Annotated in this window: 12 protein-coding genes; 2 read left to right on the forward strand and 10 right to left on the reverse strand. The window is 50.7% G+C overall.

Features of this window, described 5'->3' with window-relative positions:
* Positions 1 to 333: 333 nt before the first annotated feature.
* The 7 genes from lapB to hisC form a co-directional block, all read right to left on the reverse strand.
* Positions 334 to 1,506 (reverse strand): lipopolysaccharide assembly protein LapB, encoded by a 1,173-nt coding sequence (lapB, locus tag KDK13_RS10110; protein WP_257284856.1) that lies wholly within the window; start codon positions 1,504 to 1,506, stop codon positions 334 to 336.
* Entirely contained in the window at positions 1,499 to 1,858 is a 360-nt protein-coding gene (locus KDK13_RS10115) for a LapA family protein (RefSeq protein WP_257284857.1), read from the reverse strand. The genes lapB and KDK13_RS10115 overlap by 8 nt, the downstream gene beginning before the upstream one ends.
* A gap of 15 nt (positions 1,859 to 1,873) precedes the next feature.
* Positions 1,874 to 2,173, reverse strand: a complete 300-nt coding sequence (ihfB, locus tag KDK13_RS10120; protein ID WP_257284858.1) for an integration host factor subunit beta — start codon at positions 2,171 to 2,173, stop codon at positions 1,874 to 1,876.
* Positions 2,174 to 2,702: 529 nt separating this feature from the next.
* Positions 2,703 to 4,382: a 30S ribosomal protein S1 gene (rpsA, locus tag KDK13_RS10125; protein ID WP_257284859.1), complete on the reverse strand. Its 1,680-nt coding sequence runs from the start codon at positions 4,380 to 4,382 to the stop codon at positions 2,703 to 2,705.
* Between the two features lie 266 nt (positions 4,383 to 4,648).
* A complete protein-coding gene (gene cmk / locus KDK13_RS10130; RefSeq protein ID WP_373692229.1) occupies positions 4,649 to 5,344 on the reverse strand; it encodes a (d)CMP kinase in 696 nt (231 codons plus the stop codon).
* The gene (locus KDK13_RS10135; protein ID WP_257284860.1) at positions 5,337 to 7,700 is read right to left on the reverse strand and encodes a bifunctional prephenate dehydrogenase/3-phosphoshikimate 1-carboxyvinyltransferase; all 2,364 of its coding nucleotides are present in this window, start codon (positions 7,698 to 7,700) and stop codon (positions 5,337 to 5,339) included. The genes cmk and KDK13_RS10135 overlap by 8 nt, the downstream gene beginning before the upstream one ends.
* Before the next feature lie 18 nt (positions 7,701 to 7,718).
* The gene (gene hisC / locus KDK13_RS10140) at positions 7,719 to 8,840 is read right to left on the reverse strand and encodes a histidinol-phosphate transaminase (protein ID WP_257284861.1); all 1,122 of its coding nucleotides are present in this window, start codon (positions 8,838 to 8,840) and stop codon (positions 7,719 to 7,721) included.
* A gap of 340 nt (positions 8,841 to 9,180) precedes the next feature.
* Here hisC and KDK13_RS10145 point away from each other — a divergent pair, with 340 nt between their 5' ends.
* Together KDK13_RS10145 and KDK13_RS10150 are read left to right on the forward strand one after the other, a co-directional pair.
* Positions 9,181 to 10,917, forward strand: a complete 1,737-nt coding sequence (locus KDK13_RS10145) for a hypothetical protein (protein ID WP_257284862.1) — start codon at positions 9,181 to 9,183, stop codon at positions 10,915 to 10,917.
* Positions 10,918 to 11,000: 83 nt separating this feature from the next.
* Entirely contained in the window at positions 11,001 to 12,884 is a 1,884-nt protein-coding gene (locus KDK13_RS10150; RefSeq protein WP_257284863.1) for a hypothetical protein, read from the forward strand.
* Positions 12,885 to 13,044: 160 nt separating this feature from the next.
* Here KDK13_RS10150 and pheA read toward each other — a convergent pair whose 3' ends face one another.
* The 3 genes from pheA to KDK13_RS10165 form a co-directional block, all read right to left on the reverse strand.
* A complete protein-coding gene (gene pheA, locus KDK13_RS10155; protein ID WP_257284864.1) occupies positions 13,045 to 14,130 on the reverse strand; it encodes a prephenate dehydratase in 1,086 nt (361 codons plus the stop codon).
* Positions 14,130 to 15,215 (reverse strand): 3-phosphoserine/phosphohydroxythreonine transaminase, encoded by a 1,086-nt coding sequence (gene serC / locus KDK13_RS10160; RefSeq protein ID WP_257284866.1) that lies wholly within the window; start codon positions 15,213 to 15,215, stop codon positions 14,130 to 14,132. The genes pheA and serC overlap by 1 nt, the downstream gene beginning before the upstream one ends.
* Before the next feature lie 184 nt (positions 15,216 to 15,399).
* Positions 15,400 to 17,075 (reverse strand): DNA gyrase C-terminal beta-propeller domain-containing protein (locus tag KDK13_RS10165; protein WP_306671074.1); only part of this gene is annotated, 1,676 nt, incomplete at its 5' end.

Raw genomic sequence — 17,075 nt, forward strand, 5'->3', positions numbered from 1 at the left:
AGCCTGTCCGAGAATAGACTGCCCTACTGCGGTGGCAGCAAATTGGTCTAAAAATGCCGTTTTGTTCGGCAAATAGCCCCGCTATTCACCTCACAAAACAAATTTCTATCCTCAATTTGCTGCCATCCTCGCTACGGACGCTATTCTCGGACAGGCTCCTAGCCCCTTAGAATTAATATGACTCTTGATTCATATAGTATTCAGTGCATTTTCACCAATGACAAAATAATTAAGTAACTGAAAAATCAGCGTAGATAATAGCAGTTTAAATGGAGCCTGATATAATTTATTCAAATAGAAAACCTGCTTCTATTTTCAGTCAAGATACTGAAGCTACTCCCCCTCAAAACCCTGAATCGGTTTCACTGTTCCCCAATGATGGCAGCGGGGACATTGCCAATGCATTTCTTTTCCGGAAAAGCCGCAGCGACCACAGGAGAAAACCGGTTTAAACTCAAGTATCCGGTTGGTAAGACGGTGAATCAGCCCCAATATATTATCCGGCAAGTCACCTTGAAACTGACGACGAAGACCAATCAGCTCATTCAAGCCCCTTAAAGTGGGATGACAATCAAGCTGTGCAGTCAAAAAATCAATCGCCTGCGACTCTCGGGATTCCCTGATTAATAGCCGGGTCATCGCTATGGTAATTGCAGTACCGGGACGCTCATTCAGGCAACGGTCAAGATAAGCCCCAAGCCCTCGCAAACTCCCCGTATGCTCAAAGGATTTTTCCAATAACGGAAGAGAAAGCGGCATGAAGCTGATATCCTGAAGGGATATTCTCTGCAACACTTTAATCGCTTCCCTGTGATCCCCTTCATCAAATTCCATTTGTCCAAGCAAAAGACTCGCCCTGACACTGTTTTTATCCCGGGAAAACGCCTGACGAATTAACCGGCGGGCTGCCACTCGATCATTCTGGTTAAGAGCTATCTGACACTGCTCACAATAATAGTGAGCCAGGATAATAGCGTATTGATCGCCCCGGGTTCGTCTAAGCCTTTCTGCAACATCGACAGCTTTTGCCCACTCCCGCTCCTGCTCGTAAACCCGGAGCAGCTGTTGTAAAGCCTGATCCCTGAGCTCATGATTCTGGCGACTCAGGTCAATCAGAATGGATTCAGCACGATCCAGCAATCCGGCAGATGAGTAATTGAGAGCCAGCGCCAGCTGAACCTGAAAAGATTGGGTTGATGTCAGGCTTGGCCGGGCAAGCAGATCCTGATGAACACGAATTGATTTTTCAACTTCTCCACGCTTACTGAACAGGCTGCCCAGGGCCAGATAGGTATCCACCGTATCGTTATTGATATCCAGGGCTTTTATAAAAACATCAATAGCCTCATCGGTCTGTTCGTTAATCAGATAATTCAGGCCAACAAAATAGTCTTTGGAAAGCTGTCCGGAGCTATCGATTCGCCTTCTCTTCTGATCACGCCAACCCAGAAAATAACCAATGACGATAGCCGCCAGAATGAAGCCCAATAAAGCAATATCAGGCATCCGTTAACCCTTTCAGGGCACTGGATCTCAACTTCTGAAGTTCGGCGTCACGCCGCGCCAGCTTTCTTCTCAAGCTGGCATTAGCCAGTCGCAAACGGATAACCAGCGTCAGGGATACCAGCAAACCGGCAAAGCCGCCAAGCACAAAGGGCACCATAACCAGCGTGGAGCTGCTTACTGGCGGAATCACTAATCCACCCATTTCAAGGCTGATCTGCTCGGTATTGGACAGGGTAAAGTTGACAAAAAACACCAGTAGAACAACAAATAGCGCCAAAATCAGAAGACGCTTTATCCATACGACTATTGTCGCAAAACTGCTTTTGACAAAAGTCAACTCGTAGTCCACCATAAACTTATTTCACGATTAATCCGATTCTGCCTGTAAGCCACGATTCACTCTTTCCCGCAGCTCTTTGCCCGGCTTGAAATGGGGAACATATTTGCCATCAAGGCTCACAGATTCACCGGTTTTAGGGTTACGCCCAACTCTGGGGGCACGATAGTGAAGGGAGAAGCTACCAAAGCCCCTGATCTCAACCCGCTCACCTTTGGCCAGCGAATCGGACATTTGTTCAATGATGGCTTTTACAGCAAGCTCAATATCCTTGATAGAGAGCTGCGGTTGCAACTGGGCAATCCGCTCAATCAATTCAGACCGGGTCATCGTCGTTTTTCCTTTCCCTGCCATTCCCGGAATGTCTAAAAGATCCTGCAGACCTTGATAGACACCGCTTATTTTTTAAAAGCGTTGTTCAAAAGCGCCTTAAATAATCAGACAGTTTCTACACTAGCTAACCCACACCGAGAAATCAAGCAACCCTTTGATTACCCCACACATTTCACAAGAATACCGGCGGCCTTTGTCTTCGGCTGATAGCGCTATTGGTAAACACTGAAATACGAGGGCCAAATCTCATACCAATCGTGCTTTCTAACTCCCGTGATGAACATGAAGATTTAAGCCTTAAGACAAGGCGGCGTGAGGAGTCATAGCATAAGCTATGGCGACGATCACCAGTGCAGGATTAAGGCTCAAATCTTTAGCTCAACTGGGGTGTTAGAAAGCTCGATCAGCACCACAAACCTTTCAATCAAAAAAAAACCACGAGGCAAAAGCACTCGCGGTTTTTTTTACTCCCAGAGGCAGCTTTTGAGAACAAAAGCACCCCGGGAGCAATCAGGAACAGGATGGATTACTTGCTTTCCATCTGAGCCTTGATCAGATCACCAATGGTGGTCGGACCAGCAGCTTCTTCGTCCTGCTTGGTACGCAGCTCTTTCATCGCTGCTTTTTCATCAGCCTGGTCTTTCGCTTTGATGGACAGGCTGATGTTGCGGTTCTTGCGGTCGATGCTGATGATACGAGCTTCGACTTCTTCACCTTCTTTCAGGACGTTAGTTGCGTCTTCAACGCGGTCAACACTGATTTCAGAAGCTTTCAGGGTAGCCAGAACGTCTTCCGCCAGCTCGACAACAGCCGCTTTGGCAGTGACTTCCTTAACGATACCCTTAACAACAGAACCTTTTTCATTCAGGCCAGCGTAGGCATTGAACGGGTCTTCGGACAGCTGCTTGATACCCAGGGAGATACGCTCACGCTCAGCGTCAATCGCCAGGATAACCGCTTCTACTTCGTCACCCTTACGGTACTGACGAACAGCTTCTTCACCGGTTTCGTTCCAGGAGATATCAGACAGGTGAACCAGACCGTCGATACCACCGTCCAGACCGATAAAGATACCAAAGTCAGTGATAGACTTGATCTTGCCAGCCAGCTTGTCGCCCTTGTTGAAGGAGCCGGAGAAGTCTTCCCATGGGTTGGTCTTGCACTGCTTGATACCCAGAGAGATACGACGACGCTCTTCGTCAATGTCCAGAACCTGAACTTCAACTTCGTCACCCAGGTTAACAACCTTGGATGGGTGAATGTTCTTGTTGGTCCAATCCATTTCAGAAACGTGCACCAGACCTTCAACACCTTCTTCCAGCTCAACGAAGCAGCCGTAGTCAGTCAGGTTGGTTACGCGGCCAGAAGCACGGGCACCTTCAGGGAAGCGCTTGGTAATAGCAACCCATGGATCTTCACCCAGCTGCTTGAGCCCCAGGGATACACGGTTACGGTCACGGTCAAACTTCAGAACCTTAACGTTGATTTCGTCACCAACGTTAACGATTTCGCTAGGATGCTTGATACGCTTCCAGGCCATGTCAGTGATGTGCAGCAGGCCGTCGACGCCGCCCAGGTCAACGAAGGCACCGTAGTCAGTCAGGTTCTTGACGATACCCTTGACTTCCAGACCTTCCTGCAGAGAGCCCAGCAGCTGCTCACGCTCAGCACTGTTTTCAGCTTCCAGAACGCTGCGACGGGAAACCACCACGTTGTTACGCTTCTGGTCCAGCTTGATAACCTTGAATTCAAGCTCTTTGCCTTCCAGGTGCGCTGTGTCGCGAACCGGACGAACGTCTACCAGAGAGCCTGGCAGGAACGCACGGATAGTCGCCACGTCAACAGTGAAGCCACCCTTGACCTTGCCACTGATAACACCCTTGACAACGTCTTCAGCTTCGAAGGCTTTTTCCAGTTCCTTCCAGGCTTCCATACGCTTGGCTTTTTCACGGGACAGACGGGTCTCACCGAAACCGTCTTCAACCGCGTCCAGGGCTACCTGGACTTCATCACCAATAGCGATGGTCAGTTCACCGTTCTCATCCTGGAACTGAGCCTTTGGAATAACACCTTCAGACTTCAGGCCAGCATGAACAGTTACCCAGTCGCTGTCAATATCAACCACAACACCACTGACAATGGCGCCTGGCTTCATTTCGATTTCTTTCAGGCTCTCTTCAAACAGTTCTGCAAAGCTTTCGCTCATGATTTTTCCTGTGACAGTGTACGCCTCTGCAAAGTCTCTGCCTTATCAGCAAAAAACCAGCCAATGATAACCGGATAACGTACACTGGTTGTCATCCACACCGCCAGCCGGTGTGGGTTACTTTAATCAGGTCCGATTCTGCAATGCTGGCTTTACGCCAGAAACGAACCTCCAAAAAATGTTGAGTACCGCCTACAAACGCACTCTGGCCTATTGAAGTGGAAAGCCCACTTCCACGCACCTGAACACTTCTAAACTGGACACTCCTAAAAAAGTCCTTTCAGGCGCATCTGTTCCAGCACCCTGTTGAATACCTCCTGGATACTCATTCGGGTACTGTCAAGAATGATGGCATCATCGGCAGGTTTGAGCGGCGCTACAGCCCTCTGGCTATCTCGCTCATCCCTGGCCTGAATATCTGCCAAAAGGCGATCAAAACTAGCATCAATCCCTTTTTGATGCAACTGGTCATAACGTCTTTTTGCCCGTTCTTCAGCACTGGCTGTCAGGAAGACTTTCAGCGCAGCATCGGGAAACACAACCGTCCCCATGTCACGGCCATCGGCCACCAGCCCCGGCAGTTCGGCAAAGTCACGCTGCCTTTGTAACAAAGCAGCCCGAACACCCGGCAGTGCCGCAACCCTTGATGCCATGGCACCCACCTCTTCGGTTCGCAGGCTTGCACCCACCCGCTCTCCTTCGAGAATAATGGTCAGACCTGCGCCGGTTTCTGATGGCAAGAACTGAACATCAAGATGGCCCGCCAAAACCTCCAGGGATGACTCATCGGCAAAATCAACCCCATGATTCATCGCCGCCAGGGCGGTTAAACGATACAACGCACCACTGTCCAGCAACCCCCAGCCAAGCTCTCTGGCCAGCAGGGCTGCAATCGTTCCCTTGCCAGACCCGCTGGGACCATCAATGGTGACCACTGTCACTGGTGTCTGAGACTCACTCACTCGTATTTACCTTTACCACAATACGCATACCTGCTCGATTTGCCAGACCGGCAAAGTCCGGGAATGAAGTCGCTACATTTGCGCAGTCAAGAATGCGGATATCGTCCTTTGCCCGCAAGGCAGCGACTGCGAATGCCATGGCAATACGGTGATCGCCATGACTGTCAATAGTGCCACCGTTAAATACAGGCATCCCCTTCTTTACAGAAGCAGCATTACCGGAACCGTTGATCATCATACCATCAGGCAGTGGTTGTGCATCAATACCCAGGGTAATCAAGCCATCGGCCATGGCCTGAATCCGGTCACTTTCTTTCACCCGAAGCTCACGGGCACCCGTGAGCAATGTCCTGCCTTCTGCACAGGCCGCCGCAACAAACAGTACCGGAAACTCGTCAATGGCGATGGGCACCAGACGCTCGGGAATATCGATACCCTTCAGCTGCGCTGAACGCACCACCAGATCAGCCACTGGCTCGCCGCCAACAACAGATTCATTGTCAACCGAAATATCTGCCCCCATCAGCTGGAGAATTTCAACCACACCAGAACGTGTCGGGTTCATGCCAACATGGGAAAGGCGAACCTCTGACCCCTCGGCTATTGAGGCAGCCACCATAAAGAATGCCGCTGAGGAGACATCGGCCGGCACATCGATTCGGGTAGCCGTCAGCTTGCCCCCTCCTTTAATCGCGACCCTGCTGCCATTCTCACCATCGACAGAGACCGTATAACCAAAGCCATTCAGCATACGGCTGGTGTGGTCACGGACAATGCCCGGAGCAACCGTCACCGTTTCACCATCTGCGTACATGCCCGCCAGCAACAGGCAGGACTGCACCTGGGCAGAGGCCATGGGCAGATGATACTCAATACCCTTCAACCGTGCACCGCCCCTGATCTTCAGTGGTGGACGATCACCTTCTGAAGTCTCGATGGATGCACCCATCTGACCAAGGGGGTCCACAACCCGATTCATGGGGCGACCGGACAGGGAGTGATCACCGGTTAACGTAACATCAAAGGGCTGGGCTGCCATCAACCCGGCCATCAACCGCATGGCAGTGCCGGCATTACCAAGATAAAGCGGCCCTTCCGGCTGCTTAAGGCCATGCATGCCAACACCCTGAATGGTGACCTTGCCAAGATAGGGACCATCAATCTGAACCCCCATATCCCGGAATGCCTTCAGGGTTGCCAGGGCATCCTCGCCTTCGAGAAATCCTTCAATAACTGTTTCCCCTTCCGCCAGGGCACCGAGCATAATAGAACGATGGGAAATAGACTTATCTCCGGGAACCCGTAACTCACCGGAAATTAATCCTCCCGGGCTGGCAATAAACGTCTGAGTACTTTGTTTCATACTGTCCATAACTTCTTTTTTTGTATCTTCACCTTCAACCAGTACTGAGCCAGAAAAACCATGGCAAGCCATTAATGAACCTGGTAATGACCTCACCCGCTGCTTTCTGCTCTCAAGGAGCGAAGAGAAATGCTGACGCGCGGATTGCGCACGGCTGAATATCCCCAGCAGCGACTGACTGTTTTTCTGAACCATCGCTTCCCTCAGTGCCTGAAGACCTTCGCTAAATTCATCCAGGGCTGCCAGCACCGCCTGACGATTACCCAACGCCACATCATGCCACATAACAGGATCGCTGCCAGCGATCCGGGTAAAGTCACGAAAGCCGCCCGCAGCAAACCGGAAAATATCCTGATTATCACGGTTCCCGGCCAGCGTATCCACCAGAGAGAATGCCAGGAAATGGGGAAGATGACTGGTCTTTGCCAGAACCTCATCGTGATGGCAGGGATCCATACTGGTAACCACAGCCCCGCAGGCCTCCCAGAGCATCGTCACCTTTTCCAGTGCCAGAGAGTCGGTATTTTCCAGCGGGGTCAGAATGACATCATGGGCCTGAAACAGGTTAGCTTTTGCGGCGCCGACACCACTTTTTTCTGACCCGGCGATTGGGTGACCGGGTACTAACCAGGAGGGAACTTCCCCAAAAACCTCAAGCGCGGCATCGAGCAGTGCTTTTTTGCTGGACCCGGCATCGGTAATCACTTTCCCAGCAAGGTTACCACCGGGCAAGTCAGGAGCCAGCTGCTCAAGAACGGGTTTCATTGCCAGCATGGGAACGGCCAGCATAATCACATCGGCCGCCGCAATACCATCGGCGAGGCTTTCGCAGCCATAATCAATGATCCCGAGCGCCTCAGCCTCTTCCAGTGAAGCTCTATTCACATCATAACCATACACTTGCCGACACGCCCCGGCAGCTTTAACCGCCGCCGCAAAAGATCCGCCGATCAGGCCCAGCCCGACCACCAGCAGTGTATCAACTGTTTTCACGAACGCACTCCTTACGACCTATGCGAGTACCTGGCTCAACGCTTCCAGACAACGACGATTCTCTTCCGGCAAGCCAATGGATATACGAAGGTGTTCAGGCAGGCCGTAATTGGCCACTGGCCGAACAATAATTCCTTTTGATAGCAACCCTTCATAGACCGGCATGGCATCGACCGGCATGGCATCACGCCTGAGGTCAACAGTAATAAAATTACCCGATGAAGGAATCCAGTTCAGCCCAAGGCCAGCAAACCCCTGCTCAAAGTACGCCATACCCTGCTGATTAATCTCAATGGACTTCTGCAGATAAGCATCATCTTTCAGCGCAGCAACCGCGCCGAACTGGGCAGGAAGGTTCAGGTTAAACGGCTGCCTCAAACGATTCAGCACATCCGCTATTGCAGGATTGGATATCGAGTAACCAACCCGCGCCCCCGCCAGCCCATAGGCCTTGGAGAAGGTACGGGTAACCACCAGGTTAGGGTAGTGGTCAAGCAGGTCAATGCCATCAGGCAGGTCACCACCCACCCCGTACTCAAAATAGGCCTCATCAAGGACAACAATGACATTGTCCGGCACCCTGGCAAGAAAACCAGACAGTGCCTGTTTGCTGAAGCTGGTACCGGTGGGATTATTCGGGTTTGCCAGAAACACCAGCCGGGTATTGGCTTTGATCGCTTCAGCCATGGCATCAAGATCATGACCATAGTCAAGCGCCGGAACCACAATACTCTCAGCACCCACTGCTTTCACAGCCAGGGGATAAACGACAAAGGCATACTGTGAAAAAACCGCCGAACTGTCGGCATCCAGAAACGATTCCGCCAGAAGCACCAGCACATCATTAGAGCCATTACCCAGGGTTAATTGCTCAGGCGCCACCTTCAGTTTTTCAGCCAGCGCCTGCTTTAACTGATAGTTACTGCCATCAGGATAACGGGCCAGCTCGGCCAGGGATTCGGCCATTGCTTTGACGGCAGAAGGCGGTGGACCCAGGGGGTTTTCATTACTGGCCAGTTTGACAATATCCTCAACTTTCAGACCCTGCTCCCTGGCCAGCTCCTCAATGGGCTTGCCTGGTTGATAAGGGCTCATTCCTCTTACTCCGGGTACCGCCAGTTCCAGAAAATCACAGGACATAACTCGACCTTCAGTTGGGTTAATGGACTTGAAAACGTTTTTTAAACACCAATCGGTTCAGACGATTAAAAAGCTATTTCCAACTCGTGGCAATTTTTATTGGTATGGAAAATTTCTGAGGTTAAGTAGCCAGAAATATATGATTTCATATGGTTAGCTACTTATACGCTTACCAGGCAAAAGCAGCCTGCCAGAACCGTTAGCGATGGCGTCTTCAGAGCAAGAAGCTCCCAATGCGTTCTACTTTAATTTTTTTGGCGATAAAACTGAACGTTTTTTCTGTTTAATCATCCAATTGGGAGTTAATGGGATCACAATCATAGTTATTGGAGACAGTTTCATGATTAATCCAGCCGGTTATCAACCGCCACCCCAATCTGATCCATCAGAACCACCGGTTGCCAAGTTCGCACGATTGAACGTCGAAAGGAAATCAGGAAGCGATTCGCCGGGTTCCGCTTTTGCCGGGAAGTCTGTCTCCCTTGCCAGGAGTGGCTCGCAACCCATCAACCCGGCATCCATAATATCCACCACCATAGCTGCACGGAGTGTTCAATCCGTTGTTGCCCCTGACCCATTGCCTGTAACACTACCCGGTGACTTTGTGAACTGGGGAGAAGTGGATCAGCAGATTATTGAGAATCTAACGTTACAAAATGTGTATCTTTTCGCTGCTTATCTGGGAATTCCGAACAGAAAACTGGATAAGTTCCAAGCTGAATTTCTGACTCATGGTGATCCACTCACACCTTCACAGCTACTGGCATACGGTTTAACACTGAAAAACCTTAAGGTAACCCATGAACAACTGCTCATGGTTCTGGCGGATAGCCATCGGTCAGATCTGATTGAATTGCATTGCGAAAAGTCGGGTATTGCCATTGACCGGAGTCGGCTCTTGTCTGACTGGCCTGCCTGTGTACAGGCTGCTGATACGGATGCTGCGCTGAATCATGAACTGGATTTTTTCAAGTTGAATAAGAGCCTGGAAAAAGAGGGTAGCTGGTTTTTGTGTAATATTCCGACCACAACACTGGCCTATGCTGCCGGGTACCCGGAACTGCTGGATGATCCGTATTTTGAACCAAGCGCTGAAATAGGCACCCCTGAGGCAATCATACACCTGCTGAAGAGAATCCTGGATAAAAACGGTGGAAGCATAACCACAAATGAGTTTACCAGAATAATGAGCAACCCAGAGATTATGGCCATCAACTGCGCATACCTGCTCATTGAGTCCCTGAAAGGGAATACAGTAACTTATCTTTCCAGGAAAAACACAGATTGGCAGATACACCGTGAGTATCTGTCACTCAATCTTCCAACGCTGGGGGTCAATGCTGAACATTTTGGTCGTGCCCTCGGGTTACCGCTGCACGTGGTGCAGAAGATTGTTTTCAGAGCTGCGGTAAAAGGAGACACCCAAATCAACTTCGGGGGTTTACTCAGTCAGGCAATCAACTGCGTACCTGGACTCAAGCCAGGACACATTATCCATGCAATTGAGACAGCAGGCCGTGCCAGCGGTTGTGCCGATAAGGTAAAAGATTGGATAGAACAAGAAAAAAAAGAGGCACGTTTGCCCTGGTTCAATGAATTTCCTCCTGAAGCGTTACCTGAACCCAAACCACTCTATGGGCAGGAAGATGACAACTCTACCAGTATTGCCAGCTCGCAACCGCTGACCCTGGATTTTTTGCGCCACATACCATTAAGCCATAACTGGTATTTGATTGGTTTAGCCATGGGGCTGGTGGATGAACTGGAAAGCATTGGTTCCATGATACTGGAAAGCGGTCAGCTAGCCCGGGACAGGTTGAGCCTTGCTGCTCCGGCATTATCCAGGATACTGGCTCAGAAGGGGTTGGAAACAGGCCATCTCTACCTGGCACTGAAAATTCTCGACGATCAAGCCGCACTGGCCTACTTTCCAAGGCATCTGGCTGGCCCGCCTGAAAAAAAATTACCCAAAAGGATCGCTGAAGCCATTGCGCAGGGACGGTTAATGGCCCGGGTTGTTCCGGTTGTCGGTTCGCAAAACCTAAAAATGCTTCGTGCAATGATCAGCAACCAGTAATGAAATGGCCGTTCCAGGCTCATCAGACCGTAACCCGAACAACGACAGCTAAATCGACAAATCATAATTGTGGAGAGCGTTGCATGATTAACACGAATGCTATTTCACCGACTACAGTCCGGGTAAAGTCGGAGTCGTTGGAAAACCCGATGGCCGGATCTTCTGCCCAATCGCCGGAATATTTTTTTAAGGGGAAGGGTGTCAGTCCTGTTGTTGCCACCCCTTTAGCCATCCAGCCGACATTGTCCACTGCCACGATCAGTGCAGTGGCAACCACTGGTGAAAATACGCTCAAATCATGGAAAGGGCCATTCACTGTCAACCCGTCTACCGATTCTGCAACACGAAACGTGGTAGCAGTAGAGCCTTCCGCTACTACTGCAAGCAGCGCTGCTCCACCCCCTGAACATGGAGTGTCCGGCAATAAAGATCACCGGATATCTGACCTGGACTGGCGGTTAGAGTGGTCTGAATTGGATGATAAAATTACCAAAAACTTACCCGCCGAAATGCAAATTCTGTTTGCGATATACTTGGGGTTTCCAATAGCAGATATTACCCGGATCCAGAAAAAAGTAGATGACCGGCAATGCGCACAACATGACTATTTATCCTGGTCTGCCTTACATCGGACAGATGGGCTAATCCGTGAAAAACTGACCATAACCCATGAAAAACTGCTGACAATGCTGGCGAGTATCTCAAGATTTGATCTGATTGACTTGCACTGTAAACATTTTGGTATTGTTTTTGACCAGAGTCGGTTCCCGACTCAATGGCCTCCCGCTTTAAAAACTGCTGATGCTGCCTTGGATCATCCACTTGATTTGTTCATGTTGTACAGGATCTTCGAACAAGATAATTATCTACTTTACCTGGTTCCGATGGAAAGAATTGCCTTTGCGGCTGGTTATCCGGAACTGATGATGGATCAGGATTTACAAAAATCCTCAATGAGCTTCAGTCACCTGTCAACCATGATCCTGCTGAAGAAAATTCTGGATAAACAAGAGGGTCGCATGACCACAAATGAGCTGGTAAAAATAATAAGCCATCCTGAGATTATGGCCAATAGTTATGCCCATCAGTTGATTGAGGCCTTGAGCGGAAATCTGGTACCTCCTAGCCCTGAACATCAACTCCAATTTGCTGAGCAGCTTTGCTATCTGGCCCAAGAGCTTGGCAGGATCAAAATACCTGCTGACGCCATTGGTCATGCCCTTGGGGTATCATTGCCCATAAGCCAGGGCATTCTCAAACAATCATTTGTCGATGAAGCAACCCCCTCACAACTATACGATCTACTGATTGCCGCCACTCGTTGTCAGCCCGGGCTGACTCCGGCACATATCCTGTATGCCCTGCACAACGCTGCCGGGACCAATCGCCTGAAAAACAAGTTAAATGTTTGCATTGCAAGTAACGAACGTAAATTGTCTTTATTTCAGAAACTAAATCCTGAACAGCCACCGGCCATCAAACCACTCTATCGCCCAGATGATGACAGCGTTGCTGCCACGCCCCGTTCACAACCGTTGACCCCGGATTTTTTGTGCCGTTTACCATTGAGCCATAACTGGTTTTTAATTGGTTTAGCCATGGGATTGTCCGTGGAAGAGTTACGGAACATCGACCAAAAGGCCAAAGATGGAGACTATGAGCAGCCGGAAAAAAGGCGCAGCATTGCAGCTTGTTACCTCTCCATTAAACTGGCAGAGCTGGGTAAGAGGGGCGTGGAAACAGGGCATCTCTTTCAGGCTTTGCACTATTTGAATGATCAGGTGACTCTGCATTATTTTCCGGAGCATCTGTCAGCCCCGCCTGAAACAGCACTGCCAGAGGACATCGGTACAGCCATTAAACAGGCAAAACTGACACTTGAGCTGCTCAACACAGTCAATCCAGAAAAATTAACAGCAATTCTGTCTGGCTATGATCGTTTCGTTCAGATGGAGCAAGAATTCTGATACCCATTCCGGGAAAACCGGGACATAGGGTCAGTCTGAGTCTTGCAGGCAGAAACCAGCGGATTCATTGATTTTTCATGATTGGGAGTTAGAACGTTCGATTGGTATAAGCTCACCAGCTCCATACTGAAAACTGGTGGGCTTATAAATACAACAACGTTTAGAGAACACCCTTGGGATAAGATCCCAGCACCCGAAGATCATTGGCACGTTCACCCAGCTTGTCCAGCACCTTGCGAACAACAGGATCCTCCTGGTGACCTTCAAAATCAACAAAGAACACATAGTTCCAGATGCCTGTCCTTGATGGGCGGGTCTCAACCCGTGTCAGGTCAATGTTGTGAACATGGAAAGGCTCAAGAATCGCATGGAGCGCACCGGGCTGGTTGCGCATGCTGATCACCACTGACGTCTTGTCATCGCCACTGGGCGGAACCGGCTGATTGCCAATGATCAAAAACCGGGTTGAATTGTCCGGGCGGTCTTCAATTTTCTCGGCAATTTTTTCCAGGCCATACATCTCTGCGGCCATGTCACCGGCAATAGCCGCCGAATTCCACTCCCCCTTGACCCGCTTGGCTGCTTCTGCGTTGGAGCTGACCGCTACCCGCTCAGCCATTGGCCAGTGGGAGTCCAGCCATTTACGACACTGGGCAAATGACTGGGCATGGGAGTAGATACGGGTAATATGATCACGGCGGGTGTTTTCTGAAATCATCATATGCTGATGAATGCGCAGCACCACTTCACCACAAATCTTCAGTGAAGCGTCCATAAAGCTGTCCAGCGTATGACTGACGACACCTTCCGTGGAGTTTTCAACCGGAACCACACCATAGCTGACCGCACCGGCAGCCACTTCCCGGAATACCTCATCAATCGCCGCCATGGGCACACAAACCGCAGAATGGCCAAAGTGTTTCAGTGAAGCCTGCTGGGTAAACGTGCCCTCAGGCCCCAGAAAAGCCACCTTGACCGGCTCTTCCAACGCCAGACAGGCGGACATGATTTCACGAAACAGGCGGGCCATCTCTTCGTCATTCAAAGGCCCGTCATTTTTCTTCATGATTTTACGAAGTATCTGGGCCTCACGCTCGGGACGGTAAAACACGGCAGAGGGGTCAGCTTCTGTTTTTACACGAGCCACTTCCTGGGCACATCGCGCACGTTCACTGATCAGATCAAGGATTTGCTGATCCAGCGAATCAATTTGGACTCGCAACTGCCCCAACTTCTCTTCTGCCATTATCCGTACCGCCGCTCAAATTCTTTCATGAAGTCAATAAGAGCATCCACATGTGACTCTGGCACTGCATTATAGATACTCGCCCGCATACCGCCTACCGCCTTATGTCCTTTCAGGTAGCGAAAGCCTTCCTGCTCAGACTCGGCAAGGAACGTTGCATCCAGTTCTGGCCTGATCAGCGTAAAAGGCACATTCATCCGGGAGCGCCACTTTGGGTCTACCGGGTTCTGATAAAAACCGGAGCCATCAATCTGAGCATACAGTTTGTTAGCCTTACGCTCATTGAGCGCATTGATTGCTTCAAGCCCCCCCTGTTTTTTCAGCCATTTAAAGACCAGGCCGGCAAGATACCAGGCGAAGGTAGGCGGTGTGTTATACATGGAATCATTGCCTGCCTGCAGCTTGTAATCCAATACCGCAGGACACATCAATGAACCACGCCCCAGCAGGTCATCACGAACAATTACCACGGTAAGGCCTGCCGGGCCAATGTTCTTCTGTGCACCAGCATAGATAACACCAAACCTGCTGACATCAATCGGACCAGACAGGATATTGGAAGACATATCCGCAACCAGCGGCACATCACCCGTCTCTGGTATCGATGAAAACTCAAGACCACCGATGGTCTCATTGGGCGTATAGTGCAAATAAGCGGCATCTTTACTCATCCGCCACTGGTCTTCGGCAGGCATGGCATTAAAGGCCCTGTCCTTGCCATCAGCAACAATATTCACATCCAGATAGCGCTGAGCTTCTTTGATAGCGGACTGAGCCCAGTAACCACTGTTGACATAGTCAGCCGAAGTCTTATCGCCTTTAAGGTTCAGTGGCACAGCCGCAAACTGCCCCCGGGCGCCTCCCTGCAGAAAAAGCACTTTATAATTGTCAGGAATCTTCAACAGGTCACGCAGGTCTTTTTCAGCCTCATGGGCAACCGCGAGAAACGCCTTGCCACGGTGACTCACCTCCATCACAGAAGCACCCACATTCTGCCAGTTCATCATCTCATCCCGGGCCTGTTGAAGCACCTCATGGGGAAGCGGTGCAGGTCCAGCTGAAAAATTGTAAACCCGACCATCCAGCTGCGCCAGAACTTCATTTACACCATCATTTACACCATCATTAACAAGATGCTTCACAATAACACCCTCTCCAATAAACGGCAGTCTACCCTGATCATTACGTACAAATTGTTGGTTTCACTCTGAGTGAGTGAAGGTCATATGATTAAAAACGCCAGCACTGGGCTGGCGATCTTATAAACTATCAGGATTCCTCCGTCCCTTCGCTGGCCAGGGGATTAACCTGCCCTTCAGCCTCACCGGAAGCTTCTGCCTCATGCTCAGGCGCATCGACAGCTTCCGGCTCCTCAACACGGGCAACACCCACCAGCTTTTCACCCTCAGAGACACGAATCAGCGTAACACCCTGGGTATTACGACCCAATGAAGAGACACCATCAACCCCGGTTCTGACCAGTGTTCCCTGGTCAGAAATCAGCATAATCTGCTCACCACTCTTCACCTGGATAGCACCCACGATTTCACCATTACGCTCAGTGCACTGCATGGAGATAACCCCCTGACCGCCACGACTGGTGAGTCGGAACTCATCAACGGCAGTTCGCTTACCGTAACCCTTGGCACTGGCGGTGAGAATCTGGGTTTCCTCCTCCGGAATAATCAGGGAGATGATCCGCTGGCCTTCGGGCAACTTCATGCCACGGACACCCCGGGCTGTCCGGCCCATGGCTCGAACATCGGTCTCCTCAAAGCGAACCGCCTTACCACCATTAGACAGCAGCATTACCTGCTTTTCTCCGGTAGTAATTTCAGCCCCTACCAGGGTATCCCCTTCATCCAGACCCAAGGCAATCAGGCCGGAAGAGCGCGGGCGGGCAAATTGCTCCAGAGGTGTCTTCTTCACCGTACCATTGAGCGTCGCCATAAAGACGAAATGGCCTTCGGTAAATTCATCCACCGGCAACATGGCGGTGATTTTCTCATTCTGTTCCAACGGCAGAATATTGACGATCGGACGACCACGGGAGGTTCTGCCAGCCTGGGGAATCTGATAGACCTTCAACCAGTAGACCTTACCCTTGCTGGAAAAGCAGAGGATCTGGGTATGGGTGTTAGCCACCAGCATGTGCTCGACGTAATCTTCTTCCTTGACGGAAGCCGCTGACTTACCACGACCACCACGACGCTGCGCCTGATAGGTATCCAGGGGCGTGGTCTTGGCATAGCCACCGTGGGACAGGGTGACCACCATATCCTCTTCATCAATCAGATCTTCTACCGTCAAGTCACGACGGGAGCTGGTGATTTCAGTACGGCGCTCATCACCAAACTCATCCCGAACCTGCTCAAGCTCTTCCCGAATCACCGCACGCAGCTTCATTGGGTCGCAGAGAATCAGGATCAGCTCGGCAATTTTCTCCAGCAGATCACGGTATTCAGACAGAAGCTTCTCATGCTCAAGACCGGTCAGTCGATGCAGTCGCATTTCCAGAATGGCCTGGGCCTGGACTGGCGACAGGTAATAGAGTCCATCCCTGAGACCATAAGCCTCAGGCAGATCATCCGGACGACAGGCATCAGCACCGGCTCGCTCGGCCATCTCCATCATATGGCCGGGATTCCAACCCTGGGCGATCAGCTTTTCTTTCGCTTCCGCCGGTGTCGGCGAGTCCTTGATCAGCTGGATGACCGGATCGATATTGGACAGGGCAACGGCCAGACCTTCCAGAATATGGCCACGCTCACGGGCCTTTCTCAGCTCATAAACGGTCCGGCGGGTGACCACTTCACGGCGGTGGCGGATAAAAGCTTCCAGGAACTCTTTCAGGTTGAGCAGTTTGGGCTGGCCATCCACCAGGGCGACCAGGTTGATACCAAAAACGGACTCAAGCTGGGTCTGGGCATGAAGTTGCCCGAAGG

Origin of the sequence: Endozoicomonas sp. SESOKO1 (assembly GCF_024606265.1) — a bacterium.
Classification (GTDB): domain Bacteria; phylum Pseudomonadota; class Gammaproteobacteria; order Pseudomonadales; family Endozoicomonadaceae; genus Endozoicomonas.